This window comes from Photorhabdus caribbeanensis (assembly GCF_018448885.1).
Taxonomy (GTDB): Bacteria; Pseudomonadota; Gammaproteobacteria; order Enterobacterales; family Enterobacteriaceae; genus Photorhabdus; species Photorhabdus caribbeanensis.
This window is the reverse complement of sequence record NZ_RCWB01000051.1, coordinates 1-26,071: the sequence shown is the minus strand read 5'-3', so window position 1 is coordinate 26,071 and position 26,071 is coordinate 1. Positions and strand designations below refer to the sequence as shown.

Sequence of the window (26,071 nt, the reverse complement as noted above, 5' to 3'; positions counted from 1 at the left end):
TAAAGCCTCTATTGGTTTACTGTTTGATTCTTCATTGACCGGTGTCAGCCTGTTCCTGAATGCATTCACCCTGTCCGATGTGATCATGCAGACAGAATATGCCCGCAACAACCCGTTACAACCCGGATCTTCCTATATGAATCTGCTGCGCTTTAGTACTGCGGTGATTGGTATGAGTGCCGATTTGACTTCTATTGGTTTGACGCTGGCAAGTAAGGTGAATTCCCCCATAGTGAAAGCGCTGATGAGCGGGACAAAAGTGCCAGCTATCAATGCGTCGGCGGTCAGTCAGTTCTCCCGTGTTGCCGGTAGTGTGGCAGGATATTTAGGAGCAATTATCTCATTCTATGATGCAAATAACGCTTTCAACGTGGGTAATAAAGTGGAGGGTTATGGCTTGGTAGCAATAGGAACAGGCTCCACCATTTTAACAACTGCAATCTGGATCGGAGCGGCGGTAGGCTCCTTCCTGACTGCGGGTGTACCTACTGCGATAGTCGTCGGGGCTAGTTTGCTTATCGGTGGCAGTATTGTACAAGCTAGCAGTGCCTGGTCAGATTTGGAGAAAGTGCTGAATAACTGTTTCTGGGGAGCAGGGGACGAATATGCTTTCTGGGGAGAAAATGGGAGACCTAAAATTTCCAAACAATTAGAAGTTGCTCGTGAAATGGATCATCTTACCAAAGATCACTTTCTTATAGAAAACCAAGAATTTTTAAATCTCTTTATCCAGCCACAACTGAAAATACATCAAGGCTTTGGCGTCACCACCTATTGTTTTACTCTACCTGCTTTTCAGATGAATCTCTCAAATATTCGAGGGATCTTTGTGACTTCACCCAAAACCTCTTATTGGGGAGAAAAAGTCGATTATATTGAGATTAACCGCCGCAAATATACTCCCGATGCTTTTCGCAATGCCAAATTCAAGGAAGCTCAGGGACAGGGAAAACTTACCCTAAATGGCGATACTGCAACACTAGAGATAGTAGTCCCTGAAACTATAGGAGTTTATTCACACATTAGTGAATTGTACTGGTATTATGAGCAATCGGAAGAGATTCTCTCCCCTCTACGCTATTTCTGGGGAGAAAAACCGACAACAGAAAATACCATTAAAGGCAGTTTTGACGGGGAACACATACTATGAAACAGAGATTAAAAAATTTACTCAAGAAATGGTTTCCCACTATCCATCCATTGCCAGCCAAACGGCTGGCCAGCTGGGAAAAAGAAATTCTGGCGGCACCACCAGATATGAAGGATGCAGAAACTATTAAGCACGTGGAGATATTGGACTACCTTGATAATAAAGAATGTCATATTCGTAATACTCAACGCCGCGCCCGGAGTATTGCTTTAATTCCGGTTACACTGGGGATTATTAGTAGCCTAGTGTTAAACATTAACGATTTTATGGAATCAAGAAAAAAAAGCGAAGATAACCTCTATCGTTGGATAGAATTAGTGAAAAAGAAATATGGAGAGGAATTTTATCTACGCAATGATTTACCCGATTATATGGAAGATGCCCGTTATATTGGCAACGACAAAGAGATCTCTCTAAGAAAATACCTGCATTACCGATATACCTATTATGAAAATAGTAGTTATCTTTTCAAGGTCGATATAGGTTTTCTGTTACTCTATCTGCTGATTATCCCACCTTTTGTATGGGCTATGTTTTTTTCACGGCGACAAGCACCATTAATTATCGACCGTGAACGGCAGATTTTCTACACCTGGTATAAAGGCAAAGCCTATGCCGCTCGTTATCCACAAGTAGGCATGGCAGAAAAAACTAATATTATGTTCCTCAAGGTCTACGGCCTGGACGAGAACAATCAACTTATCGGGCGTGGTTTTATCCCTAACGTCAGCAGTTATTCTTTTGCTTTTTTAAGCAGTGGCAATGATAAAGGTTTGGCGCTGACTTTTATGGTGAAATTCTTATTAAACGGCAAAGAAGCAGTCAGTAAGGTGGATTATAAACGCCGTGAGCCGCTTATCTGGTGGAGTAAAGATAAAAAACCCGCCGATTTAGACGCTCAAATTCCGTTGATTCTGGCAGAATTGGATCGCTTAGGTCCCCCTGATGAAGATCTTTCCGAATGAAGCAACGATTAAGAAATTTACTCAAAAAATGGTTTCCCACTATCCATCCACTGCCAGCCCAACGGCTGGCCCGCTGGGAAAAAGAAATTCTGGCGGCACCACCAGATATTAAGGATGCAGAAACCATCAAGCATGTGGAAATATTAGACTACCTTGATGATAAGGAGTGTCATATTCGTAATACTCAACGCCGCGCCCGGAGTATTACCCTAATCCCGGTTACATTAGGGATCATTAGTAGTCTTATTCTAAATATTAACGAATTTATCAAAGAACGGAAAATTGATGAAAAAGCTATTCATCGATGGGTTGGCTACGCAAAAAAAGACTATGGCGAAAAATTTTATCTACGTAATGATCTACCTGCTGATATGGAAGATGTTCGTTATATTGGTAATGATAAAGAAATTCCACTAAAAAAATATTTATATTATCGTTATACCTTTTACCCAAGTAGCACTCGACTTCTCATTATTGATATAAGCTTCCTTTTGCTCTATCTGATAATTATTCCCCCTTTTGTCTGGGGGGTGTTTTTTTCACGGCGACAAGCACCATTAATTATCGACCGTGAACGACAAATTTTTTACACCTGGTATAAAGGCAAAGCCTATGCCGCTCGTTATCCACAAGTAGGCATGGGGGAAAAAACTAATATTATGTTCCTCAAAGTCTACGGCCTGGACGAGAACAATCAACTTATCGGGCGTGGTTTTATCCCTAACGTCAGCAGTTATTCTTTTGCCTTCTTAAGTAGTGGCAATGATAAAGGTTTGGCGCTGGCTTTTATGGTGAAATTCTTATTAAACGGCAAAGAGGCAGTCAGTAAGGTCGATTATAAACGCCGTGAGCCGCTTATTTGGTGGAGTAAAGATAAAAGACCCGCCGATTTAGAAGCCCAAATTCCCCTAATTCTAGCCGAATTGGATCGCTTAGGTCCCCCTGATGAAGATCTTTCCGAATGAAGCAACGATTAAAACATTTACTCAAAAAATGGTTTTTTACTATTCATCCCTTGCCAGCCCAACGACTAGCCAGATGGGAAAAAGAAATTTTGGCAGCACCACCAGATATTAAGGATGCAGAAACCATCAAACATGTGGAAATACTGGATCGCCTTAATGATAAGGAGTGCTGGGTTAGAAATCCCCAGCGCCGTTTCAGGAGTATTAACTTGATCCCAGTAACTCTGGGAATTATTAGTAGTCTGGTGTTAAATGTTAACGATTTTATTGAAACATGGAGGGCAGCAGAAAAGAATCTGCTTTGGTCTGTTAATGATGCAAAAAAAGATTATAGTGAGAAATTTTATTTGGATCCTGCTTTACCAGATTTTCTTAAAAAGTATGAATATATTGCTCATGATAAAGAAATTTCCTTGAGAAAATACCTGTATTATCGCTATAATCATTATAGATATAGCAATAATATTTTAATAACTGATATGGCATTTTTATTGCTTTACCTACTGATTATTCCACCCTTTGTATATTGTATATTTTTTTGGCAGAGTCAGGCACCATTAATTATCGACCGTGAACGACAGATTTTCTACACCTGGCATAAAGGTAAAGCCTATGCTGCCCGTTATCCACAATTAGGTATGCTGGAAAAAACCAATATTCTGTATCTCAAAGTCTACGGACTGGATGAAAATAATAACCTTATAGAACGTGTCTTTATCCCTAATGTCAGCAGTTATACTTTTGCTTTCTTAAGTAGTGGCAATGATAAAGCTCTGGCAGTCGCCTTTATGGTGAAGTTTTTATTAAACGGCAAAGAAGCGGTCAGTAAGGTGGATTATAAACGCCGTGAGCCGCTTATTTGGTGGAGTAAAGATAAAAGACCCGCCGATTTAGAAGCTCAAATTCCGTTGATTTTGGCAGAATTGGATCGCTTAGGTCCCCCTGATGAAGATCTTTCCGAATGAAACAACGATTGAAAAATCTACTCAAAAAATGGTTTCCCACTATTCATCCCTTGCCAGCCCAACGGCTGGCACTCTGGGAAAAAGAGATTCTGGCGGCACCACCGGATATCAAGAGTGAGGAAACCATTAAGCACGTGGAAATACTGGATCGCCTTAACAATAAGGAATGCTGGGTTAGAAATCCCCAGCGTCGCTTCCGAAGTATTACCTTAATCCCGGTAACACTAGGATTAATTACTAGTCTGTTATTAACAGTGAATGATTTTATAGAAGAGCGAAAAAGTGCTGAATCTAATCTTCGTGATTGGATAGAGTTGGTAAAGGGAAAATATGGCGAAGAGTTTTATTTTCGCAATGATTTGCCCAATTATATGGAAGATGCTCGTTATATTGGTAACGATAAAGAAATCTCTCTGAGAAAATATCTGCATTATCGCTATAATTATTATAAATATAGTAATGATATTTTTTTAACTGATATGGCATTTTTGCTACTTTACCTACTGATTATTCCACCTTTTGTTTGGGGTGTGTTTTTTTCTCTCCGACAAGCACCATTAATTATCGATCGCGAACGGCAGATCTTTTATACCTGGTATAAAGGTAAAGCCTATGCTGCTCGCTATCCACAAGTAGGCATGGCAGAAAAAACTAATATTCTGTTCCTCAAAGTTTACGGCCTAGACGAGAACAATCAACTTATCGGGCGTGGTTTTATCCCTAACGTCAACAGTTATTCTTTTGCTTTTTTAAGCAATAGCAATGATAAAGTTTTGGCGCTGGCTTTTATGGTGAAATTTTTATTAAACGGCAAAGAGGCAGTCAGTAAGGTGGATTATAAACGTCGTGAGCCGCTTATCTGGTGGAGTAAAGATAAAAGACCTGCCGATTTAGAGGCTCAAATTCCATTGATTTTGGCTGAATTGGATCGCTTAGGTCCCCCTGATGAAGATTTTTCCGAATGAAAATTAGCGTTAGAAAGTAATTTCCTACTATTCATCTTATGCCAGCCCAACGGCTGGCATGTTGGAGAAAAGAAATTGTGATTGTATCGCTGGATATCAGGAATGAAGAAATCATTAAATATGCGAAAGCACCGTATTACCTGAATGATTTTTTGCTATCTGCATCCACGACTTATTTCTTAAGTATAATATGCAACAATAATGCTTATTGAGGTGGATAGTAAAAATCCTTATTTTCTGCTTTTTCCATCATATAGGGATAAAATTGCCAGAATAGTGTTTCAAAATCAGCGTAATGTTGTTCTATATCCTGAAATGATCCAGATAAAGCCGATAATTTGGGATGCCTTCGGGCCATGCCTGTTAATACATCTGCGATAAATGCAAGATCTGCATAGCGGATTAGCCAGTTTTGCGGCCATAGAAATTCATTCAGCTCCTGAAATTTTTCGGGAGTGTAATAAAGATGAGGTTCAATCTGGTTGCGAACATGGTGAATAAATGCCGGTAGTGAGTAAGTGGGAACTAGTTTATCCCAATACAAGGAGAGGAAATGATCCCAGATAATATCCAAAGTAATCGGCGCAACCCGTCGATATGGAGCACTGAACAAGTGACGGGCTTGAATAACCAATGGATGGGTATCTGTTAATACGTCGACACGCCGATGCATACGAATACCGGCAACCACATCAGCGCTGTATTGTCCCTCTGGATTACCGCGCACAAAATCTGCCATCAGATTCCCTAGTAAGGAGCTGTCAGCCAGAGTAGCTAAATGAAGGTGAGCGAGAAAATTCATTCGGTGATTATAATATAAATCCGTGAAGTTATGTGCTTATTTGTTGCACCCTTAAAGCTGCGGCACTAGACTAGTCCGCCTGTTTTTCTGAATGATTAAATATAATGCGTGTCTCCGATTTTACTTTTGAACTTCCTGACGAAATGATTGCTCATTACCCTCAACCACAACGTAGTGGCTGCCGTTTGCTCTCGCTTGATGGTGAAACGGGGGCATTAACGCATGGTGTTTTTACGGATGTTCTCGATAAGTTGAATGCCGGAGATTTACTGGTTTTCAATAATACTCGTGTCATACCTGCGCGTATTTTCGGCCGAAAAGCTACCGGCGGTAAGCTGGAAGTGCTGGTTGAACGGGTGTTGGATGATAAGCGGGTACTTGCACATGTGCGTGCTTCCAAAGCGCCAAAAGAGGGGACTGAACTGTTGTTGGGGGACAATGAAAGTCTTAAAGCAACCATGTTGGCCCGCCATGATAGCCTGTTCGAAATACGTTTTGATGATGAGCGCGATGTGTTGTCCATTTTGGATGACATCGGTCATATGCCTTTGCCGCCTTATATTAATCGTCCTGATGAAGAGGCAGACCGTGAGTTGTATCAAACTGTATACAGTGAGCGACCCGGAGCGGTAGCTGCGCCAACTGCTGGTCTTCATTTTGATGAACCATTGTTGGAAGCGCTACGTAAAAAGGGCGTGGAGATGGTTTTTGTGACATTGCATGTTGGCGCCGGTACTTTCCAACCTGTGCGGGTGGAGACCATTGAAGACCATATCATGCATGCCGAATATGCAGAAGTGCCACAGGATGTGGTTGATGCTGTGCTGGCATGTAAGGCGCGAGGCAACAAAGTTGTTGCCGTTGGCACAACCTCAGTGCGATCGCTGGAAAGTGCGGCAAAAGCCTGTCAGGATGGGTTAATTGCGCCATTTTTTAATGATACGCAAATTTTTATCTATCCGGGTTTTGAATATCAAGTTGTGGATGCGTTGATTACTAATTTCCATTTGCCGGAATCGACACTTATCATGTTGGTTTCTGCGTTTGCGGGTTATAAAAATACGATGAATGCCTATAAAGAAGCAGTTGCGGAAAAATACCGTTTCTTTAGTTACGGTGATGCTATGTTTATTCGTCGTAATCCCTTCGCTTGCAAGGAAAAGATTTCTTAATTCAATGTAATGATTATGGCATTGATTGGTATATATTGTTGAAAATAGGGCTATGTGGATATCTCAGCTCAACGGTAAATTTCAACTTTGTCTGGTTTTAAACAACAGCATCGGACTGTTTATCTGATGCCTGGAGGTTAAGTGAAATTTGAATTACAAACTACTGACGGTCAAGCTCGTCGTGGTCGTCTGATTTTTGAGCGTGGCGTGGTAGAAACGCCAGCATTTATGCCAGTTGGGACCTATGGCACGGTAAAAGGGATGACACCAGAAGAGGTAAAAGAAACGGGGGCGCAGATCCTGCTTGGCAATACTTTCCATCTGTGGCTACGCCCAGGGCAGGAAATCATGAAACTTCATGGCGATCTGCATGGGTTTATGCAATGGCATGGTCCAATTTTGACGGATTCAGGTGGTTTTCAGGTATTCAGCCTTGGTGCAATGCGTAAAATCAAAGAGGAGGGTGTACATTTCCGTAACCCAATCAATGGTACTCCGGTCTTCCTTAGCCCAGAAAAATCGATGGAAATCCAGTATGATTTGGGTTCTGATATTGTCATGATTTTTGATGAATGTACGCCATATCCTGCTGATTGGGATTATGCGAAACGTTCGATGGAGATGTCTTTGCGTTGGGCAGCGCGTAGCCGTAAGCGTTTTGATGAATTGCAGAATAAAAACGCTTTGTTTGGTATTATTCAAGGAAGTGTTTACGAAGATTTACGTGACATCTCAGTAAAAGGTTTGGTAGAGATTGGTTTTGATGGATACGCTGTAGGCGGTCTGGCGGTAGGCGAGCCTAAAGAGGATATGCACCGTATTCTTGAACATGTTTGTCCGCAAATCCCGCAAGATAAACCGCGCTATCTGATGGGCGTGGGGAAACCAGAAGATTTGGTGGAAGGGGTTCGTCGCGGCATTGATATGTTCGATTGTGTGATGCCAACCCGAAATGCCCGTAACGGTCATCTTTTTGTGACCAATGGCGTGATTAAAATCCGTAATGCCAAACATAAAGAGGATACTTCTCCGTTGGATGAGCAGTGTGACTGTTATACTTGTCGGAATTATAGTCGGGCATATTTGCATCATCTCGACCGTTGTAACGAAATTCTCGGTGCAAGGCTGAATACTATCCATAATTTGCGGTATTATCAGCGCCTGATGGCTAAGATTCGTCAAGCTATCGAAGAAGGTAATCTTGAACGGTTTGTTGAAGATTTTTATCAACGGATTGGTAAACCCGTTCCGGCATTAAGTATTTGACTTAAGTAGTGATTGACTGGTTTCGGTGTGTATAGCATATTGCGGCTGGTTTTTGATTACTATTGAATTTGATAACAATGAGGGAAGTTTAATGAGTATTATTTCTGAAGCAGCAGCATCTGCTGGCGCACCGGCTCAGGGAAGCCCATATTCTTTGATCATCATGCTGGTTGTTTTCGGCTTGATTTTCTACTTCATGATCCTGCGTCCACAACAGAAACGTACTAAAGAACACAGAAAGCTGATGGATTCTATTTCCAAAGGTGATGAGGTGATGACCAATGGTGGTTTGATTGGTCGCGTCACTAAAGTTTCTGACACGGGTTATATCATTGTAGCGTTGAATGATACTACTGAAGTGACCATTAAACGTGATTTCGTCGCTGCCGTTTTACCGAAAGGTACAATGAAGGCTCTGTAATTTCTGATTTTCCCGAAGGGAACTGCCGTGCTAAACCGTTATCCTTTGTGGAAGTATCTGATGCTGATCGCTGCGATCCTCATCGGTTTGCTTTATGCACTTCCCAACCTTTATGGTGAGGATCCGGCTGTACAAATCACTGGCGCGCGAGGCATTGCCGCCAGTGAGCAAACGCTGGCCCAAGTCCATAATGTTTTAGAAAAAAATCAAATCGCGAGTAAATCTATTGCGCTGGAAAATGGTGCTATTCTTGCTCGTTTCAATAATTCCGATATTCAACTTCGTGCCCGTGAAGTATTGATGTCCACATTAGGCGATCAATACGTGGTGGCATTGAACCTGGCGCCAGCAACACCAACCTGGTTAAGTAAGGTTGGCGCCGAGCCAATGAAGCTGGGCCTTGATCTGCGAGGTGGGGTGCACTTCCTGATGGAAGTGGATATGGAAACCGCATTAGGCAAATTGCAAGAGCAGAATATTGATGGCTTGCGCACCGGTTTGCGTGAAAAAGGTATTCCTTATTCCACTGTGCGTAAAATTGATAATTACGGTGTAGAAATCCGCTTCCGCGATGAAAAAGCGCGGGATGAGGCGGAAAACTATCTTACTGGTCGTCACCGTGATTTAGTTTTCAGTATTGGAGCCAATAATACCCTGAAAGCGGTGATGAGTGATGAACGTCAGCGCGAAGCACGCTCTTATGCGGTGCAGCAAAACATTACCATTCTGCGTAACCGTGTTAATCAACTGGGTGTGGCCGAACCATTGGTTCAGCGGCAGGGTGCTGACCGTATTGTGGTTGAATTACCGGGTATTCAGGATACGGCTCGTGCAAAAGAGATTCTTGGCGCGACAGCCACGCTGGAATTCCGTCTGGTCAATACCAGTATTGATTCTACCGCGGCTGCATCAGGCCGTGTGCCAGGGGATTCTGAGGTGAAAAACACCCGTGATGGTAATCCGGTTGTGCTATACAAGCGTGTTATTTTGACCGGTGATCACATTACAGATTCAATCTCAGATGCCGATGAATACGGTAATCCACAGGTGAGTATTTCACTGGACAGTGCCGGTGGCACAGCGATGTCTAATTTCACTAAAGACAATGTTGGTAAGCCAATGGCAACACTGTTTGTGGAATATAAAGACGGCGGTAAGAAAGATGCTAACGGCCGGGCGGTGTTAGTTAAACATGAAGAAGTGATTAACATCGCTAATATTCAGACTCGTTTGGGGAACAGTTTCCGTATCACGGGCCTTTCCAACGCAACTGAAGCGCGTCAGTTATCCTTGCTGTTGCGTGCGGGGGCTCTAATTGCGCCGATTCAGATTGTAGAAGAGCGTACTATTGGGCCAACCCTTGGTCTGCAAAACATTGAACAAGGTTTAGAGGCTTGTCTGTGGGGCTTAATTGCTTCAATTCTGTTTATGGTGATTTATTATCGCAAATTCGGTGTGATTGCGAGCAGTGCGTTGTTGGCTAACTTGGTGCTGATTGTCGGTATCATGTCTCTGTTGCCAGGGGCGACGTTAACCATGCCGGGGATCGCTGGTATTGTGCTAACGCTGGCGGTAGCGGTTGATGCTAACGTGCTGATTAACGAGCGTATCAAAGAAGAATTGCGTAATGGCCGGACAGTACAACAAGCGATACATGAAGGTTATAAGGGGGCTTTCTCCAGTATTATTGACGCTAACCTGACCACGTTGATTACTGCGATCATTCTTTATGCTGTTGGTACCGGGTCAATTAAAGGCTTTGCGATAACAACGTCAATTGGTGTCGCGACTTCTATGTTCACCGCTATTGTAGGTACTCGCGCAATCGTCAACCTGCGCTACGGCGGTAAGCGTATTAAGAAGCTGTCAATTTAAGGAGCACGTTGTGGCACAGGATTATACTGTTGAACAATTGAACTACGGTCGTAAAGTCTATGACTTTATGCGCTGGGACAACGTTGCTTTCGGAATTTCGTTGCTGCTATTGGTAGCTTCTGTTTTTGTGATGGCAACTCGCGGGTTTAACTGGGGACTCGATTTTACCGGTGGTACGGTAATTGAAATCAAACTCAGTCAATCTGCTGATCTGGATAAGATGCGTGATAGCCTGGCAAAAGCGGGTTTTGAAGATCCGCTGTTGCAAAATTTCGGTAGTAGCCGCGATGTGATGGTGCGCATGCCACCAGTTACGGGAGCGGCTAATGAGGAACTGGGTAAAAAGGTTATTAAGGTCATTAATGACACCATTGATAAAGATGCGAGTGTCAATCGTATTGAAATTGTTGGGCCGAGTGTCGGTGCTGAACTCGCCCAAGATGGTGCAATGGCGTTGTTGGCGGCGCTTATCTGTATCTTAATTTATGTTGGCTTCCGTTTTGAATGGCGTTTGGCATTGGGGGCGGTTCTCGCGCTTGCTCATGACGTCATCATCACGCTAGGGGTTCTGTCACTGTTCCATATCGAGATTGACTTGACCATTGTGGCATCGTTGATGTCGGTTATCGGTTACTCATTGAATGACAGTATCGTGGTTTCTGATCGTATCCGTGAAAACTTCCGTAAGATCCGTCGTGGTACGTCGTATGAAATTATGAACGTCTCTCTGACGCAAACATTGAGTCGTACAATCATGACATCCGCGACTACCTTATTGGTGGTGCTGATGTTGTATATTTTCGGCGGCGCGATGTTGAAGGGTTTCTCACTAGCGATGTTAATCGGTGTTTCTATCGGTACGATATCTTCTATCTATGTCGCTTCTGCTTTGGCGTTGAAACTGGGTATGAAGCGTGAACACATGATCCAGCAAAAAGTTGAGAAGGAAGGGGCTGATCAGCCATCTTTATTGCCTTAATTATTCTCCCTTGATGCTGTGCAAACACCCTGTGAGTATCCGGCTGACAGGGTGTTTTTTATTCAGATTAAGGATAAACTGTAAATTTAGTTTGGATTAACTATCAGGAAACGATATGCATTGCCCATTTTGTGCTGCTGTTGATACCAAAGTGATAGACTCTCGTTTGGTCGGGGATGGCTCGCAGGTGCGCCGTCGGCGCCAGTGTCTTGAGTGTCATGAACGATTCACCACTTTTGAAATGGCTGAGCTGGTTATGCCTAGAGTAATAAAAAGTGACGATACCCGAGAGCCGTTCGATGAAGAAAAATTGCGCCGCGGTATGCAAAAAGCACTGGAGAAGCGACCGGTCAGTTCTGATGATGTCGAAATGGCGATTAGCTATATTAAATCTCAGTTACGTGCTACCGGTGAGCGGGAAGTTCCATCCAAAATGATTGGTAATTTGGTCATGGATGAGTTGAAGAAATTGGATAAAGTTGCTTATATCCGTTTTGCTTCTGTCTATCGCAGTTTTGAAGATATTCGTGAATTTGGCGAGGAGATTGCTAAATTACAAGGTTGAGCCAGTGAATAACGATAAAAAATATATGGCGCGCGCTTTGGAATTGGCGCGTCAAGGTCGCTTTACCACGTCACCTAATCCTAACGTCGGTTGTGTGATGGTACGTGATGGGCAGATTGTTGGGGAAGGTTTTCATTTACGTTCTGGCGAGCCGCATGCTGAGGTTCATGCTTTACGGATGGCCGGGGATAAAGCTAAGGGCGCAACTGTTTATGTCACGCTTGAGCCGTGCAGTCATCACGGTAAGACACCGCCTTGTGCTGATGCGCTGATTGCGGCTGGCGTTAGCCGTGTGGTTGCGGCGATGCAGGACCCTAATCCACAGGTGGCAGGAAGGGGGCTTTATAAGCTGCAACAGGCTGGTATTGCAGTAGAGCATGGGCTGATGATGGAGGAAGCTGAATCTCTCAACCGGGGATTTTTGAAGCGAATGCGTACCGGATTTCCGTATGTTCAGTTGAAAATGGCTTCTTCTCTTGACGGGCGAACGGCGTTGATTTCTGGCGAAAGTAAATGGATTACATCACCTCAAGCTCGCTATGATGTACAAAAATTCCGTGCTCAATGTAGCGCGATTCTGAGTTCCAGTAGCACTGTTCTAGCTGATGATCCTCACTTGACGGTTCGTTGGAGTGAATTGGATGCAGAAACTCAGGCGATTTATCCCGAGGAAAATCTTTGTCAACCAGTACGTGTTATTGTTGACAGTCAGAATCGTGTTGGTCCTCAGCATCAGGTGATGCAGCAGCCCGGTTATTGTTGGCTGGCTCGTACTAAAGCAGATGAATATGACTTATCTGAAAATGTAGAACAGATATTGTTGCCTGCTCATGGTGTTGGGGTAGATTTAGTGTCATTGATGATGCAGTTGGGGAAGCGCCAGATCAATACGGTCTGGACCGAGTGTGGGGCATCACTGGCGGGGGCATTGCTAACTTTAGGGTTGGTGGATGAACTGGTTCTTTACGTTGCGCCAAAAGTACTAGGTGATACGGCTTGTGGTTTGTTTGCTATTCCTGAACTCAAAAATTTGGCAGAGGCGCCGGAATTTGACATTTTTGATATACAGCAAGTGGGGTCTGATCTTCGTCTTCGCCTGCGACCTGTGTACTGACTGAATATGTGAGTATGGATTAAGTTGCCTGTTTTTATGCTCCGTTGCTAAATCGGCAGGCGCAGCTAACGAAAGAATATGATAGAATCCGCCCCCCTGCGGATATGAACAGATAGAAGGAAGGCTATGAACGTAATCAAAGGTGTTGTTGCAGCTCCACAAGCTCGTGTGGCGATTGCCATTGCACGTTTTAACAACTTCATTAATGACAGTCTGTTAGGTGGCGCGGTAGATGCGCTTGAGCGTATCGGTCAGGTTGCCTCAGAGAATATTACTGTTGTCTGGGTTCCTGGCGCTTACGAGTTACCATTGACAGTGAAGACATTGGTCGAAACCCGAAAATATGACGCCGTTGTCGCGCTAGGTACAGTTATCCGTGGTGGTACCGCTCATTTTGAGTACGTTGCTGGTGAATGCAGTTCTGGTCTGTCCAATGTGGCGATGTCCAGTGAAATCCCAGTGGCATTTGGTGTTCTGACTACAGAGAGCATTGAACAGGCGATTGAGCGCGCTGGAACCAAAGCGGGTAATAAAGGCGCAGAAGCCGCATTAACCGCACTGGAAATGGTCAATGTAATTAATGCCATTAAAGGCTGATTTTAGTTTTAATTAAGGGGAATCTTGTGAAACCTGCTGCTCGTCGTCGTGCTCGTGAGTGCGCTGTTCAGGCTATATATTCATGGCAATTATCTGGCAATAGCGTTGCTGATGTTGAATTACAGTTTCTGTCGGAGCAGGACGTCACTGGTGTTGACGTAACCTATTTTCGTGAATTGCTGTCAGGAGTAGCTGTGAATGCAGCTAAGCTGGATGCTTTGATGGCTCCTTATCTTTCCCGTCAGCTCGAAGAGTTAGGTCAGGTAGAAAAAGCCATTTTGCGTGTTGCTATGTTTGAACTAAGTTATCGTGATGATGTCCCTTATAAAGTGGCTATTAACGAAGCTATCGAATTGGCAAAAGTCTTCGGTGCTGAAGATAGTCACAAATTCGTGAACGGAGTACTGGATAAGTCTGGTCCGGCAGTACGCAGAAAAAGATAAGCTACTGCTTGTCAGGTTTTTCCCACCGTAGACGATGATTTGTAAGGCCGGGGTACCGGCCTTATGTTCGTGATCATCAGTAACTTTTTGGGATTCTATTATGGCATGTGGCGAATTTGACCTCATTGCACGTTATTTTGATCGCCAGGAGACTAACCGGCGTGATGTAAATTTAGGTATTGGTGATGACTGCGCACTGATGACTCTAGCTGATAAACAACAATTGGCGGTTAGTACGGATACCTTAGTTTCAGGCGTTCATTTTTTACCTGATATCTCCCCTGAAGATTTAGCTTACAAATCTCTTGCTGTGAATCTTAGTGATCTGGCTGCGGTCGGCGCTGATCCTGCCTGGCTTTCATTAGCGTTGACATTACCGGAAGTGGATGAACGCTGGCTGAGTAGTTTCAGTGACAGTCTGTTTGAGCAATTGCGTTATTACGGTATGCAGCTTATTGGTGGTGACACTACCCGCGGCCCCATGAGTCTGACGTTGACGATTCATGGTTTAGTTCCCGCAGGCAGAGCTTTACGGCGTACTGGCGCAAAAAATGGCGATTGGATTTATGTGAGTGGATCGTTGGGCGATAGTGCGGCGGGTTTGGCTCTGTTACAAAACCGTCTGCAAATTTCTGATCCGGTATCTCACAACTGGTTGGTTCAGCGTCATCTCAGGCCGCAGCCTCGTATTTTGCAAGGGCAAGCGTTACGTGGCTTGGCAACATCAGCTATTGATTTGTCTGATGGTTTGATTTCCGATTTGGGCCACATTCTGAAAGCCAGCCGATGTGGAGCCAGAATAAATCTGGATGCGATTCCTTACTCTGATGCGATGAAACAATATGTTGAACCACAACAAGCTTTGATGTGGGCTTTAAGTGGTGGGGAAGACTATGAATTATGTTTTACCGTCCCGGAGCGGAATCGTGGTGCGTTGGAAATTGCGTTGGCGCATACCGGAGCTGGTTTTAGCTGTGTTGGACAGATTATGGCGGAATCGGAGGGTGTTCGTTATTACAGCAATAATAAAGAGATTAAATTAGATCTAAAAGGGTTCGATCATTTTATTACCGAGGAAGCACATGGATAAGGCAAAGCGTCGCTTACGGATGAGTAATCCTTGGCATCTATTAGCGACAGGTTTTGGTAGTGGGCTGTCGCCGGTTGTGCCGGGGACAATGGGATCGGCGGCGGCTATTCCATTCTGGTTATTACTGGTCCGGTTTCCGGAATGGATTTGCTGGTTGGTTATTATTGTCGGGGTGCTTTTCGGCATAATGATTTGTCAGCGTACTTCTGATGATATGAAGGTTCATGACCACGGCAGTATTGTCTGGGATGAATTTATCGGTATGTGGATCACATTGATGGCAATCCCTGTGGTTAACTGGCAGTGGATTTTGACCGGTTTTATGGTGTTCCGCATTCTGGATATGTGGAAACCGTGGCCAATTCGCTGGTTTGATCGCTATGTTCATGGCGGATTAGGCATCATGTTGGATGATATTATCGCCGGTGTATTTTCTTTCGTGATTGTTTGGTTACTGGCGTTTTATCAGATTTTGACTTTTTGAGGTGTGGTGTAGATGGAAAGTCTAATGAAATTACTACAATTCCCGAACCCCTGAACAGGTTGCCACTGAAAGGTAATATCGTTGCTTTTTGCTTTATACTTCAGCATTTTCTTCTCTGGGCTAAGATTGCCTAATATCAAAATTAGGACTACGATAGTACTACAAAAATCAGCATGTACGAGGTATTAAATGGGTACTGAAACTTATGTTCGCACACGTATAGATCCTGCAATTAAGCAAGAGGCAACCGATGTTTTAGCTGCTATTGGGATTAAAATGTCTGACTTTCTACGCATTGCTGTAACGATGGTGGCCAAAGAAAAGGCGCTACCTTTCGAGATTAAGAAAATCCCTAACAGAGTTACTGTTGAGGCTATGAATGAGGCGAGAAGCTCAATGAATGCACGTTTTAACGATGCGGATGATTTAATTCATGACATTGAAAAAGACTGCGGCAAGTAAGCGCGCTAGCTTTCCGCGTCGCTCAGACTATACAAAACAGTTCGGTAAAGATTGGCAACGATTGAGCCGTTCTGGGCGCTATGACATGAACTGATTAAAATCTGTTGTAATGCTCCTCATTGCTAATGATTCACCTCTAGGAGCTGAATATAAAGATCATGAGTTAGTCGGAGATTGGGCTGGATTTAGAGAGTGTCATATTGGGGGGGATTTTCTTTTAATTTATCTTCTGGACGAACAGAAAAATGCAATAGAGTTTGTCAGAACCGGTACACATGCGGAATTGTTCGAGTGATAAAGGAATTTAGTGGAAGTTTTGAGTGACACAATGACGCAGGTTTTCAAGGAATTAGAAGCTTAGAGGGATGAAAGAAGTATTGGTTTATAGGGAGTGTTAGAAATTTTTGGCAAAAATCATCGACGCAGCAGTAAAGTTTTTCTAAATTACCCCGAATTCTGTTTAAGCCATCACTGGAAAATCGTCTTCTGAGTAGAAAATTTTCAGTGATGGTTTTTTTAATTTAAGGCAGTAAGCAATCACACCACCTAAAACGGTCAACAGAAATCCCGTTATACTTCGGTGGCGCGAATGCTCTATTTGAGAAATATTCTTTAATTGATCATTGATGGTTTCTATGATGAAACGCTTTGATAACATGATTTTATCCCACTCTGCCAGCATACGCGCTTTCATGTTACGACGTTTCTTCGTGATGAAAGTGACACCCGTTTGGGCTAAATCGTCTGCCAGTTCCTGGCTGAGATAACCTTTATCTCCATAGAGAGAACCCATTAATTCGCGAACCGGTTCCCGATCATCCTCATTACCCGCAGTCACTTTCAGCGCCAGAATTTCGCCCAGAGGGTTAACAACCAAGTGTAACTTGAAGCCGTAAAACCATCCCATCGAGGTTTTTCCTCGTTTTGCGATCCCCTCAAAAACCTGATGACGGGGAATGCGGATGTTATGACAAATACCCAAACTGGTGGAATCAATAAAAGCAATGCCAGTCGGTTTCCCTTTTAATTGAGTCAGATAACTGCACAGTGGTGCCAAAACGGAAGGCGCGACACGAATAAAACGGGTATAACTGAGCAAGGTGGGAAAATCATTGTGGTGATATTTCCAAATATGCTCCAGATAAAAATGTTTAAAATCACGGTAATGTGATAGATGAAAGAGGATCAGGATAGTCATGATTTCACTGGGAGACATGCGACCTTGGCGGCGACGTAGACGGTATCCGTTATCAAGGCAAAACTGTGTCCACTGAGGGATGAAAAAACGGCAAAAATCGTCGACATCGCAGAAAATTTCCACTAACTTATCCCTAGCCTGTTCCTCCCCGGAGCTGTTTTCGGCGTTCACCAAAATTTTGCTCCCGGAACAGGCTTCTCGTCAATTTCTTATCCAGAACTCAGGTTAAATATGACATAGGTGTTTCCCTGTCGCTTAACAGAGATATCTGGTAGTAGCTGTAATTTATTGTGATTGGTTGGCTTCGTTCATTTAAAGCTTTCCCGCAGTGACTAGAGCTGCATGTATTGTTTTGAATGGTAACAGCAAAGATAGATGGGCATCTAATAGCGGAATAGCACCATAGCTGGCGTACCACTCGGCAACACGCTCATTCTTGGCATCAATTAGCAATGCAACCCCGCCAGCCTGCACGGCCACCAATAAACAGCGCCGACCAGCGGCTAGCAACAACTGGCCACCGAGTCCTTGACTCTGTACTGAAAGATCTACAGCCAGACGGCCAAGCCGAAATACTGGCACTTCATGTCGAGCCAGACCACGTTTAATCACTTCCGGTGCACGTTCATAAGCAATAGAAGCGGGACTTAGACTGTAGTAACCCAATACCGTCCCATTGCTCTCGCTAACCGCAAGGTAGGTTTTTGCCCCACCTTTCTCATGGCTCTGCCTTGCATGGCGATGTAAAAACTGATTCAACGCCTCATCACCACAGTCAAAAGCACCGCGATCATGATGTTTGCCTATAGGCTCTTCGTGCCAGATTGGTAGCATCATGATTGTTTCGGCAAGGCAAATGCTGCGGCCAACAATTTATCATTCGGTGCCGGTGGGTTATCCAAAAGATCCAGAACATGCAAACTATCTCTTTCGGTCAGCTCCAGTCGTTCGTTCTCGTCGATAATCTTCCGTGCTGCTGACATCACATTGCGGAGCACGAACTCAGTCAAGTTGGTATGTTGTAAAGCGGCTGCACGCATCAACAGCGACTTTTCTTCTGAGGCAATACGTAGCGACATTCGGTCATTAGTTTCTACTGGGATCTGAGGCATTGTTACGTCCTCCTATTTATACGTATTAAAATTGTACACTAAGGTGTGCCTATTAGCAAAATGTACACAATGAAAGCGTACGCGTACCGTATCAAATACAAACGTTTTTGGCACGGCAGTGACCTCTATCGATTTTGTCATTTTCAGAAGACGACTGCGCTGGATTACTGGGTTTGTGTAGAGTCTTTGGTAGGCATCGTTACTTGATTCTGAAAATAGTGCCTTTTTATAGAGAAGAATGCGGAAAATACATATCATCTAACTTGAGGCACTTCCTGCTATAATCCTAAACTGAGGATAATAGAATAAATATCCTATTATCCCTATACACTCAGGAAAATAGCCTTTTATTGATGCTATTCTGAATACCTACGGCATCAAGCCCTAAATCCGCTCTGATTTCTTCCTGGCTACCTTGTGGCACAAATTGGTCAGGCAAGCCAATATTCAGAATTTGTACCAGGCGGCCTTCCTGCATTAGTAATTCATTAACGCCACTTCCAGCACCGCCCATAATGGCATTTTCTTCCAGAGTAACCAATAAATTATGGTTATCAGCCATTTCTAATATCAATTCTTTATCCAGTGGTTTGACAAAACGCATATCAACAACAGTCGCATCCAGTGATTCTGCTGCTGTTATTGCATCGGGTAACAGAGTACCAAAGTTCAGGATCGCTACCTTCTTACCCCGGCGGCGAATAATGCCTTTACCAATTGGTAATTGTTCAAATGGTTGATGTTCTACCCCCGTTCCGGTTCCTCGTGGATAGCGCACGGCTACAGGACCTTGCTGATAATGATAGCCAGTATGCAGCATCTGTCGGCATTCGTTCTCATCACTTGGCGCCATAATTACCATGTTAGGGATGCAACGAAGGAATGAAAGATCAAAGGCACCCTGATGTGTCTGACCATCAGCACCTACGATACCGCCGCGATCTATTGCAAATAGCACAGGTAGATTCTGAATGGCGATATCATGGATAACCTGGTCATAAGCACGTTGGAGGAATGTCGAATAGATTGCAACGATTGGCCTGTAACCACCAATTGCCAAACCTGCGGCAAAAGTCACGGCATGTTGTTCTGCAATGGCGACATCGAAATATTGATCAGGATATTCGCGGGAAAAACGCACCATACCAGAGCCTTCACGCATGGCAGGCGTGATCGCCATCAGTTTTTTGTCGTTAGCGGCCTCTTCGCATAACCAGTCTCCAAAGATTTTGGAGAAAGTAGGGCGGTTGTCTGAGCTTTTAGGTAATGCGCCAGTGGTCGGATCAAATTTAGGCACCGCATGCCAACTGATAGGATCTTTTTCGGCGGGGGCATAACCACGACCCTTTTTGGTCATGATGTGTAATAGTTGCGGCCCTTTCAACTCACGCATATTTTTCAGCGTTTGGATCAATGTCAGTACATCATGTCCGTCGATGGGGCCAATATAATTAAAGCCTAATTCTTCAAACAGAGTGCCGGGAACAACCATGCCTTTGATATGTTCTTCAGTTTTTTTCAGGAGTTCTTTAATCGGTGGTAGATTGGAAAAGACTTTTTTCCCGCCTTCCCGCAAAGTGGTGTAAAGTTTGCCGGATAAAAGTTGAGCCAGATGGTTATTTAACGCACCAACGTTCTCTGAGATAGACATTTCGTTGTCGTTAAGAATGACTAACATATCCGGGTCGATATCCCCGGCATGGTTCATCGCTTCAAAAGCCATACCCGCTGTTATTGCGCCATCACCGATAACACAAACTGTACGGCGGCCTTTGCCTTCGCGTTGAGCGGCAATTGCCATACCTAATCCGGCGCTGATGGAGGTTGATGAGTGACCAACACATAAGGTGTCGTATTCACTTTCATCTCGCCAAGGGAAAGGGTGAAGCCCATTTTTTTGACGAATCGTATCAATACGATCTCGGCGCCCTGTCAGGATTTTGTGAGGATAAGCCTGATGGCCGACGTCCCATACCAATTTGTCGAAAGGCGTTTTATAGACATAGTGCAACGCCACAGTCAGCTCAACGGTGCCAAGACCGGAGGCAAAATGACCACTAGAGCGACTGACACTGTTTAGCAGGAATTGCCGAAGTTCATCACATAACTTCGGCAGGCTCTCTTTTGGTAACATTCGAAGTTCTTCAGGATTTTCCGCTAATGCCAATGTTGGGTATTTGGCTATATCAATGCTCATTTGATGCTCGTTAAGAAGTGTTTATTAATAGCGCTGCCAGTGGGTAAATTTACCGGCAGACCTTAGTTGTTACGCTCAATGATAAAGCTGGCAAGTGCGCGCAGCATCGCTGTGTTATAAGATTTATCTTCCAGTTTATTCAAAGCTTGTAATGCTTCTTGATACAGTTCGTATGCTTTTTTCTGCGCTTGTTCTAGTCCCAATAATGCGGGGTAAGTGCTTTTTCCTAGCTGTTGGTCACTGCCTTGACGTTTTCCTATCATTTCGGTGTCGCCAATGACATCAAGAATATCGTCCTGAACTTGGAATGCGAGACCTATGGCTTGGGCATACTGATCCAATTCAGGCAGGGCATCATGCCCACTTTGGCCGGCGCTATATGCACCCATTCTGATTGCGCAATGAATAAGCGCCCCCGTTTTATGGCGATGAATTTGTTCCAGCATATGGAGGTCGATGTGTTTGCCTTCTGCCGCCAAATCCAAGGCTTGGCCGCCACACATACCGGCAATGCCACTGGCGGTTGCCAATTCCGCAAGCATTTCAAGGCGATCTGCTGTCGTAACATCCGGCATTTCTCTTTTTGATAGGATTTCAAACGCCAGCGCCTGCAATGCATCTCCCGCCAGAATAGCGTGAGCTTCACCAAATTTTATGTGGCAGGTCGGTTGTCCTCGGCGTAAATCATCGTTATCCATCGCCGGTAAATCATCATGAATTAATGAAAAGGCGTGGATACATTCAACGGCTGCTGCTGGAGCATCCAGATTATTTGCGGATAATCCAAACATTTCACCAACGGCATACACTAAAAATGGGCGCAGACGTTTACCACCGAGTAAAGTACCATGTTGCATTGCGTGAACTAGTGGGTTGTCTGCAAATGCCAGTGAAGATAGTGTGCTTATCAGAACGTTATTGACTCGTTGTTGACAGATTTTAAGCTGTTCTTTAAATTGGGTTGAATTTTGTTCAGACATAGGCTTATTCAGTATCCGGGGAGAAATGACTCAGTGGAGATTGGGCATCATCGTTAAGCAGAATCTGCACTCGCTGTTCTGCTTGTTGCAAGGTCTGTTGCCCTTGACGGGCTAATTGAATACCACGCTCAAACTCGCTTAGGGCTTCTTCCAGTGCCAGTTCACCTGATTCCAGCCGGGCGACGATCTGTTCCAGCTCTTTTAATGAGCTTTCAAATGTCATCGTCGACGCAGTTTCTGGCGTACTGTTTGTACTTTCTGATATTGCATTTTTCTTTGGCATAATTTTTTACTATTTACAGAGTTCGCCTAAGGGTTGCAGACTATCTTATTATGCTGGTGCAAACAAATCCTTAACTGATTTTGTGTTTTTTCCGCGCTATATCACGAGATAGTGTTATACTTCGCGGCCTGATTTGACAACCAAGACATACCATCAGTTTTTTTATCAAAACGCCTAACTACTACTATAACTCACTATGAAGTTTATTATTAAATTATTCCCGGAAATCACGATCAAGAGCCAAACTGTTCGTTTGCGCTTTATTAAAATTCTCGCTAGTAATATTCGCAACGTGCTAAAAACGTTAGGAGATAATATTGCAGTGGTTCGCCATTGGGATAATATCGAAGTTCGCACTAAAGATGAAAACCTTGGCGCTCAAATTTGTGATGCGCTGACACGTATCCCCGGTATTCACCATATTCTGCAAGTAGAGGAGCGTGAGTTTCGTGACATGCATCATATCTTTGAACAAGCTTATGAGGCTTATGGCGAATTGCTCCACAATAAGACATTTTGCGTGCGGGTAAAGCGCCGCGGTAAACATCAATTTACTTCTAATGAAGTCGAACGCTATGTTGGTGGTGGTTTAAATCAGCATATTGAATCCGCGAAAGTAAAACTCAATCATCCTGATGTTACCGTCAATTTGGAAATCGATCAGGATGTACTGATTTTGGTAAAAGCTCGCTATGAAGGGATTGGTGGTTTTCCTATTGGAACGCAGGAAGATGTATTGTCTCTGATTTCTGGGGGTTTTGATTCCGGTGTTTCCAGCTATATGCTAATGCGCCGTGGCTGCCGTGTTCACTATTGTTTCTTCAATCTTGGCGGTTCTGCTCATGAAATTGGCGTGAAGCAGGTTGCTCATTATCTTTGGAATCGTTTTGGCAGTTCCCATAAAGTCCGTTTCGTTGCGGTGGATTTTGAACCTGTTGTCGCTGAAATTTTGGAAAAAATTGATGATGGCCAAATGGGGGTGGTGCTTAAACGGATGATGGTAAGAGCGGCCTCTAAAGTTGCAGAGCGTTATGGCGTGCAGGCGATTGTTACCGGTGAGGCTTTGGGACAAGTTTCCAGCCAGACACTCACTAATTTGCGTTTGATTGATAATGCATCGGATACATTAATTCTGCGGCCGCTGATTTCTCATGATAAAGAGCACATTATCAGGTTGGCACGTGAAATTGGCACTGAGGATTTTGCCCGTACGATGCCTGAATTCTGCGGTGTCATTTCAAAAAGCCCAACAGTAAAAGCTGTTAAGGCTAAAATTGAAGCAGAAGAGGCGAATTTCGATTTTAATATTTTGGAAAAAGTGATCAGTGAAGCTCAAAATATTGATATTCGCCAGATCGCAGAACAAAGTAATCAGCAAGTGGTTGAAATTGAAACGGTGACAGCGTTCGCTCCGACGGATGTGTTATTGGATATTCGTTCGCCCGATGAACAAGATGATCGGCCATTGCAGTTAAATGATGTGGAAATTAAATCATTGCCATTCTATAAGTTGAGCAGCCAGTTTGGTGATTTGCCAAGGGATAGGACCTATCTGCTCTACTGTGAACGTGGAGTAATGAGTCGTTTGCAGGCACTCTATTTATCTGAGCAGGGTTTTGATAACGTGAAAGTTTATCGGCCTTAATTGTTTTAGTTATACATTCCGGGGTTCCTATTACGTGAACCCCGAATCGTATAAAGTAAGGTGTTTTTGTCTATTTTTTTCAATCCTGATAAGAATATACACCTAGTGGCAATATGAGTTGAGCTGCCACCTCTGCTGCTGTTTCTCGTCCTTTTAATAATTCAATGAGTTTTAATGCGAAATCGAAAGCTGTTGCTGGCCCCTGACTGGTCAATAGATTGACACGATCATCAAAACAGACTCGGCAATCAATCCATTTATCGGACGAAATTTTGTCTTGCAAATCGGGGTACCCGGTCATTTTGCCAGTAGGGAATAAATTGTGGTGTTCAAGCACGATAGCAGGTACGGCACAAATTGCAGCGATAATTTTCCCTTGATAATGTGCCTTGCGGATTTTTTCGATAACGAGTGGATTATCACGGAAACACTCGGCACCTTGCATACCGCCGGGTAAGATGATGGCATCGAAAGATTCATCAATAACTTTTTCCAGAGGGACATCAGCAACTAGTTTCACACCTCTGGAGCAAGTTAAAACCAGTTCTCCATCGCTGGCGGTGCTGGCGATCGTAACTCTGATGCCAGCGCGTACCAGTAAATCAATAGTTGTAACGGCTTCTGTTTCTTCACTACCGTGAGCCAGGCAGATGAGTGTTGAAGGGGTCATAATCATCTCTCCTTATGTTTAACTAGGTTATAGATACGGGTATTTTCAGGGGCTGCCAGACCATGTGTACGGGCCCGGCGTAATAAATAACCGGTGATATAGTCAATTTCAGTGCGACGTTTTGCGCGGACATCCTGCAACATAGAAGAGTAGTTTTTTGCTGTAAGCTTAATCACATCGTAGACATAGGCAATCAGGTTGTCGATGGTGGTATGTATGTTCTCTCGTTGCATAACCTGAATAATTTCTTCGCACAAAATATTCAATTGTTCCGGGTAGCGAAGCAAATCTCCATTTTGGCATTCATAAAGTGCAGTCAGCGGGTTTACGACACAGTTAGCGGCAAGTTTCAGCCAACTAATAGAGAGAATGTCATTATGCCATGCAACATCTGGCAAAGATCGGTGTAATACATTAGCCAGAGAGCTAAACCCAGTTGCATTTGACGTTGTTGCACCAATATGGGTTATCCCGGATGCGGTATGATAAACCTGTTGGTCATCCTGATATGCGCCATGTGTTGTGACGCCAAGAAGTATTGGATTAGGTGCTGATAGTAGTTCTTCTTGGGTACCCATGCCGTTGTGTAGTAATAAAATTGGGCAATTAGGTGAAAGCTTGGGCAGTAAATTATTGACTGCATCAGCGACTTGCCATGCTTTCAGGCAGACAATCAGTAATTCGCTGTTAGCAAGATGGTCGCTGTTATTAGTTGGGATTGATTTGTTGAATACTTCTCCATTCATTTCGTCAATATGAACAGATAAATGAGATCGTGTGGTTTTCAACCAGCCCTGTACTTGATGTTTTTGTTGTGATAATGCAGCTAGCCACAGTTTTCCTATAGCGCCACAGCCAAGAACGGTTATCTTCATATACACCTTTTGAAAGACGCTGCCATAATATTGGATGGAAATAATAAGATCCCGCTAATCCAAGTATAGCGCTTTTGCTAACAGTGGAAAGCGGTTATCATGCCAACTTATTGATTATCAGGAGGTCATGGATAATGCCATCTTTCGATATTGTTTCAGAAATTGATATGCATGAAGTGCGCAACGCGGTAGAAAATGCGCAGCGCGAGCTTGCTAGCCGTTGGGATTTCCGTAATGTCAGCGCCAGTTTCGAATTGAATGAAAAAAGTGAATCTATCAAGATTGCCAGTGAGTCAGATTTTCAGGTAAATCAGTTGGCTGATATCATGCGTGAAAAGTTGGCTAAGCGTGGTATCGATGGCGCTGCATTGAATATCCCCGAAGATATGTTGCACAGTGGTAAGACTTACAGCGTTGAAGCGACTCTTAAGCAGGGGATTGATACTCCTACGGCGAAAAAGATCGTGAAGCTGATTAAGGATAGCAAACTGAAAGTGCAGGCACAGATTCAAGGTGAGCAGGTGCGAGTGACAGGTAAAGCTCGTGATGATTTGCAAAGTGTAATGGCATTAGTTCGTGGCGCAGAGCTGGGACAGCCATTCCAGTTTACTAATTTCCGAGATTGATTTTCCGCCTAATGGGTTGAGATATCTAGTTTAACCCGAATTCTGGATAAGAAATTGACATGAAGCCTGTTCCAGGAGCAATGTTTTGGTGCACGCCGAAACAGCTCCGGGGAGGAACAGGCTATGAACAAGTTAGTTGAAATTTTCTGCGATGTCGATGATTTTTGCCGCTTCTTTATTCCTCAATGGGAATTATTTTGTTTCG

General features: G+C 43.9%; 28 protein-coding genes and 2 pseudogenes. 21 read left to right on the top strand and 9 right to left on the bottom strand.

Features of this window, described 5'->3' with window-relative positions:
* From EAE90_RS21600 to EAE90_RS21580, 5 genes are all read left to right on the top strand, one after another.
* Positions 1-1,150 (top strand): hypothetical protein (locus tag EAE90_RS21600; protein WP_214055240.1); only part of this gene is annotated, 1,150 nt, incomplete at its 5' end.
* Positions 1,147-2,115 (top strand): hypothetical protein, encoded by a 969-nt coding sequence (locus EAE90_RS21595; RefSeq protein WP_214055239.1) that lies wholly within the window; start codon positions 1,147-1,149, stop codon positions 2,113-2,115. The genes EAE90_RS21600 and EAE90_RS21595, both read left to right, overlap by 4 nt.
* Entirely contained in the window at positions 2,112-3,080 is a 969-nt protein-coding gene (locus tag EAE90_RS21590) for a hypothetical protein (RefSeq protein WP_214055238.1), read from the top strand. Before EAE90_RS21595 ends, EAE90_RS21590 begins: the two co-directional genes overlap by 4 nt.
* Positions 3,077-4,045, top strand: a complete 969-nt coding sequence (locus EAE90_RS21585) for a hypothetical protein (protein WP_214055237.1) — start codon at positions 3,077-3,079, stop codon at positions 4,043-4,045. The genes EAE90_RS21590 and EAE90_RS21585 overlap by 4 nt, the downstream gene beginning before the upstream one ends.
* A complete protein-coding gene (locus EAE90_RS21580) occupies positions 4,042-5,010 on the top strand; it encodes a hypothetical protein (RefSeq protein ID WP_214055236.1) in 969 nt (322 codons plus the stop codon). Before EAE90_RS21585 ends, EAE90_RS21580 begins: the two co-directional genes overlap by 4 nt.
* Positions 5,011-5,215: 205 nt before the next feature.
* Here the strand turns inward: EAE90_RS21580 and EAE90_RS21575 are convergent, their stop codons facing one another.
* Positions 5,216-5,812 (bottom strand): acyl carrier protein phosphodiesterase, encoded by a 597-nt coding sequence (locus EAE90_RS21575; protein ID WP_214055235.1) that lies wholly within the window; start codon positions 5,810-5,812, stop codon positions 5,216-5,218.
* 104 nt (positions 5,813-5,916) lie between these two features.
* Here EAE90_RS21575 and queA point away from each other — a divergent pair, with 104 nt between their 5' ends.
* The 14 genes and pseudogenes from queA to EAE90_RS24050 form a co-directional block, all read left to right on the top strand.
* On the top strand, positions 5,917-6,984 hold the full coding sequence (queA, locus tag EAE90_RS21570; protein ID WP_036775064.1) for a tRNA preQ1(34) S-adenosylmethionine ribosyltransferase-isomerase QueA: 1,068 nt from the start codon (positions 5,917-5,919) through the stop codon (positions 6,982-6,984).
* A 141-nt stretch (positions 6,985-7,125) separates the two neighbouring features.
* Positions 7,126-8,250 (top strand): tRNA guanosine(34) transglycosylase Tgt, encoded by a 1,125-nt coding sequence (tgt, locus tag EAE90_RS21565; RefSeq protein WP_214055234.1) that lies wholly within the window; start codon positions 7,126-7,128, stop codon positions 8,248-8,250.
* A 91-nt stretch (positions 8,251-8,341) separates the two neighbouring features.
* Positions 8,342-8,671, top strand: coding sequence for a preprotein translocase subunit YajC (yajC, locus tag EAE90_RS21560; protein WP_214055233.1), 330 nt, complete (start codon positions 8,342-8,344; stop codon positions 8,669-8,671).
* Positions 8,672-8,698: 27 nt separating this feature from the next.
* The gene (secD, locus tag EAE90_RS21555) at positions 8,699-10,546 is read left to right on the top strand and encodes a protein translocase subunit SecD (RefSeq protein WP_214055232.1); all 1,848 of its coding nucleotides are present in this window, start codon (positions 8,699-8,701) and stop codon (positions 10,544-10,546) included.
* 10 nt (positions 10,547-10,556) lie between these two features.
* A complete protein-coding gene (gene secF, locus EAE90_RS21550) occupies positions 10,557-11,525 on the top strand; it encodes a protein translocase subunit SecF (protein ID WP_214055231.1) in 969 nt (322 codons plus the stop codon).
* A gap of 115 nt (positions 11,526-11,640) precedes the next feature.
* Positions 11,641-12,090 (top strand): transcriptional regulator NrdR, encoded by a 450-nt coding sequence (gene nrdR, locus EAE90_RS21545; protein WP_214055230.1) that lies wholly within the window; start codon positions 11,641-11,643, stop codon positions 12,088-12,090.
* A 4-nt stretch (positions 12,091-12,094) separates the two neighbouring features.
* Entirely contained in the window at positions 12,095-13,204 is a 1,110-nt protein-coding gene (gene ribD, locus EAE90_RS21540; protein WP_214055229.1) for a bifunctional diaminohydroxyphosphoribosylaminopyrimidine deaminase/5-amino-6-(5-phosphoribosylamino)uracil reductase RibD, read from the top strand.
* 126 nt (positions 13,205-13,330) lie between these two features.
* On the top strand, positions 13,331-13,801 hold the full coding sequence (ribH, locus tag EAE90_RS21535) for a 6,7-dimethyl-8-ribityllumazine synthase (protein WP_036808825.1): 471 nt from the start codon (positions 13,331-13,333) through the stop codon (positions 13,799-13,801).
* Between the two features lie 26 nt (positions 13,802-13,827).
* Positions 13,828-14,244: a transcription antitermination factor NusB gene (gene nusB / locus EAE90_RS21530; protein ID WP_214055228.1), complete on the top strand. Its 417-nt coding sequence runs from the start codon at positions 13,828-13,830 to the stop codon at positions 14,242-14,244.
* A 100-nt stretch (positions 14,245-14,344) separates the two neighbouring features.
* Positions 14,345-15,334, top strand: a complete 990-nt coding sequence (gene thiL, locus EAE90_RS21525) for a thiamine-phosphate kinase (protein WP_214055227.1) — start codon at positions 14,345-14,347, stop codon at positions 15,332-15,334.
* Positions 15,327-15,818, top strand: a complete 492-nt coding sequence (pgpA, locus tag EAE90_RS21520) for a phosphatidylglycerophosphatase A (RefSeq protein ID WP_214055226.1) — start codon at positions 15,327-15,329, stop codon at positions 15,816-15,818. The genes thiL and pgpA overlap by 8 nt, the downstream gene beginning before the upstream one ends.
* A 189-nt stretch (positions 15,819-16,007) precedes the next feature.
* Positions 16,008-16,280, top strand: coding sequence for a type II toxin-antitoxin system RelB/DinJ family antitoxin (locus EAE90_RS21515; protein ID WP_011148029.1), 273 nt, complete (start codon positions 16,008-16,010; stop codon positions 16,278-16,280).
* Entirely contained in the window at positions 16,252-16,374 is a 123-nt protein-coding gene (locus tag EAE90_RS24330; protein WP_281422383.1) for a type II toxin-antitoxin system RelE/ParE family toxin, read from the top strand. Before EAE90_RS21515 ends, EAE90_RS24330 begins: the two co-directional genes overlap by 29 nt.
* Before the next feature lie 12 nt (positions 16,375-16,386).
* Positions 16,387-16,575, top strand: a pseudogene (locus tag EAE90_RS24050) (type II toxin-antitoxin system YafQ family toxin); the annotation flags it as partial.
* A gap of 165 nt (positions 16,576-16,740) precedes the next feature.
* On the opposite strand, the gene EAE90_RS21505 reads toward EAE90_RS24050, so the two are convergent.
* From EAE90_RS21505 to xseB, 6 genes are all read right to left on the bottom strand, one after another.
* Positions 16,741-17,601, bottom strand: coding sequence for an IS982 family transposase (locus EAE90_RS21505; RefSeq protein WP_214055241.1), 861 nt, complete (start codon positions 17,599-17,601; stop codon positions 16,741-16,743).
* A 189-nt stretch (positions 17,602-17,790) separates the two neighbouring features.
* Positions 17,791-18,315: a GNAT family N-acetyltransferase gene (locus EAE90_RS21500; RefSeq protein WP_214055225.1), complete on the bottom strand. Its 525-nt coding sequence runs from the start codon at positions 18,313-18,315 to the stop codon at positions 17,791-17,793.
* Positions 18,312-18,590: a type II toxin-antitoxin system TacA family antitoxin gene (locus EAE90_RS21495; protein ID WP_036775083.1), complete on the bottom strand. Its 279-nt coding sequence runs from the start codon at positions 18,588-18,590 to the stop codon at positions 18,312-18,314. Before EAE90_RS21495 ends, EAE90_RS21500 begins: the two co-directional genes overlap by 4 nt.
* Before the next feature lie 331 nt (positions 18,591-18,921).
* Positions 18,922-20,787: a 1-deoxy-D-xylulose-5-phosphate synthase gene (dxs, locus tag EAE90_RS21490; RefSeq protein WP_214055224.1), complete on the bottom strand. Its 1,866-nt coding sequence runs from the start codon at positions 20,785-20,787 to the stop codon at positions 18,922-18,924.
* A 62-nt stretch (positions 20,788-20,849) separates the two neighbouring features.
* Positions 20,850-21,767: a (2E,6E)-farnesyl diphosphate synthase gene (gene ispA / locus EAE90_RS21485; protein ID WP_214055223.1), complete on the bottom strand. Its 918-nt coding sequence runs from the start codon at positions 21,765-21,767 to the stop codon at positions 20,850-20,852.
* Positions 21,768-21,771: 4 nt separating this feature from the next.
* A complete protein-coding gene (xseB, locus tag EAE90_RS21480) occupies positions 21,772-22,050 on the bottom strand; it encodes an exodeoxyribonuclease VII small subunit (RefSeq protein ID WP_214055222.1) in 279 nt (92 codons plus the stop codon).
* 196 nt (positions 22,051-22,246) lie between these two features.
* On the opposite strand from xseB, the gene thiI reads away from it, so the two are divergent.
* Positions 22,247-23,695: a tRNA uracil 4-sulfurtransferase ThiI gene (thiI, locus tag EAE90_RS21475; protein WP_214055221.1), complete on the top strand. Its 1,449-nt coding sequence runs from the start codon at positions 22,247-22,249 to the stop codon at positions 23,693-23,695.
* Between the two features lie 79 nt (positions 23,696-23,774).
* Here thiI and yajL read toward each other — a convergent pair whose 3' ends face one another.
* Positions 23,775-24,365, bottom strand: coding sequence for a protein deglycase YajL (gene yajL / locus EAE90_RS21470; RefSeq protein ID WP_214055220.1), 591 nt, complete (start codon positions 24,363-24,365; stop codon positions 23,775-23,777).
* A pseudogene (panE, locus tag EAE90_RS21465) lies at positions 24,328-25,240 on the bottom strand (2-dehydropantoate 2-reductase). The gene yajL and the pseudogene panE overlap by 38 nt, the downstream one beginning before the upstream one ends.
* 134 nt (positions 25,241-25,374) lie before the next feature.
* Here panE and EAE90_RS21460 point away from each other — a divergent pair.
* The gene (locus tag EAE90_RS21460) at positions 25,375-25,866 is read left to right on the top strand and encodes a YajQ family cyclic di-GMP-binding protein (protein ID WP_214055218.1); all 492 of its coding nucleotides are present in this window, start codon (positions 25,375-25,377) and stop codon (positions 25,864-25,866) included.
* The last annotated feature ends 205 nt before the right edge of the window (positions 25,867-26,071 follow it).

What these genes read in the sequence shown, in the direction of transcription:
- EAE90_RS24330 (WP_281422383.1), top strand. Translation starts at nt 16,252, where the DNA reads ATGACATTGAAAAAGACTGCGGCAAGTAAGCGCGCTAGCTTTCCGCGT.
- dxs (WP_214055224.1), bottom strand. Translation starts at nt 20,787, where the DNA reads ATGAGCATTGATATAGCCAAATACCCAACATTGGCATTAGCGGAAAAT.
- EAE90_RS21460 (WP_214055218.1), top strand. Translation starts at nt 25,375, where the DNA reads ATGCCATCTTTCGATATTGTTTCAGAAATTGATATGCATGAAGTGCGC.
- yajC (WP_214055233.1), top strand. Translation starts at nt 8,342, where the DNA reads ATGAGTATTATTTCTGAAGCAGCAGCATCTGCTGGCGCACCGGCTCAG.
- EAE90_RS21585 (WP_214055237.1), top strand. Translation starts at nt 3,077, where the DNA reads ATGAAGCAACGATTAAAACATTTACTCAAAAAATGGTTTTTTACTATT.
- ribH (WP_036808825.1), top strand. Translation starts at nt 13,331, where the DNA reads ATGAACGTAATCAAAGGTGTTGTTGCAGCTCCACAAGCTCGTGTGGCG.
- EAE90_RS21595 (WP_214055239.1), top strand. Translation starts at nt 1,147, where the DNA reads ATGAAACAGAGATTAAAAAATTTACTCAAGAAATGGTTTCCCACTATC.
- EAE90_RS21495 (WP_036775083.1), bottom strand. Translation starts at nt 18,590, where the DNA reads ATGCCTCAGATCCCAGTAGAAACTAATGACCGAATGTCGCTACGTATT.
- EAE90_RS21590 (WP_214055238.1), top strand. Translation starts at nt 2,112, where the DNA reads ATGAAGCAACGATTAAGAAATTTACTCAAAAAATGGTTTCCCACTATC.
- nrdR (WP_214055230.1), top strand. Translation starts at nt 11,641, where the DNA reads ATGCATTGCCCATTTTGTGCTGCTGTTGATACCAAAGTGATAGACTCT.
- EAE90_RS21500 (WP_214055225.1), bottom strand. Translation starts at nt 18,315, where the DNA reads ATGATGCTACCAATCTGGCACGAAGAGCCTATAGGCAAACATCATGAT.
- pgpA (WP_214055226.1), top strand. Translation starts at nt 15,327, where the DNA reads ATGGATAAGGCAAAGCGTCGCTTACGGATGAGTAATCCTTGGCATCTA.
- xseB (WP_214055222.1), bottom strand. Translation starts at nt 22,050, where the DNA reads ATGCCAAAGAAAAATGCAATATCAGAAAGTACAAACAGTACGCCAGAA.
- yajL (WP_214055220.1), bottom strand. Translation starts at nt 24,365, where the DNA reads ATGACCCCTTCAACACTCATCTGCCTGGCTCACGGTAGTGAAGAAACA.
- thiL (WP_214055227.1), top strand. Translation starts at nt 14,345, where the DNA reads ATGGCATGTGGCGAATTTGACCTCATTGCACGTTATTTTGATCGCCAG.
- ispA (WP_214055223.1), bottom strand. Translation starts at nt 21,767, where the DNA reads ATGTCTGAACAAAATTCAACCCAATTTAAAGAACAGCTTAAAATCTGT.
- EAE90_RS21580 (WP_214055236.1), top strand. Translation starts at nt 4,042, where the DNA reads ATGAAACAACGATTGAAAAATCTACTCAAAAAATGGTTTCCCACTATT.
- thiI (WP_214055221.1), top strand. Translation starts at nt 22,247, where the DNA reads ATGAAGTTTATTATTAAATTATTCCCGGAAATCACGATCAAGAGCCAA.
- EAE90_RS21575 (WP_214055235.1), bottom strand. Translation starts at nt 5,812, where the DNA reads ATGAATTTTCTCGCTCACCTTCATTTAGCTACTCTGGCTGACAGCTCC.
- EAE90_RS21515 (WP_011148029.1), top strand. Translation starts at nt 16,008, where the DNA reads ATGGGTACTGAAACTTATGTTCGCACACGTATAGATCCTGCAATTAAG.
- queA (WP_036775064.1), top strand. Translation starts at nt 5,917, where the DNA reads ATGCGTGTCTCCGATTTTACTTTTGAACTTCCTGACGAAATGATTGCT.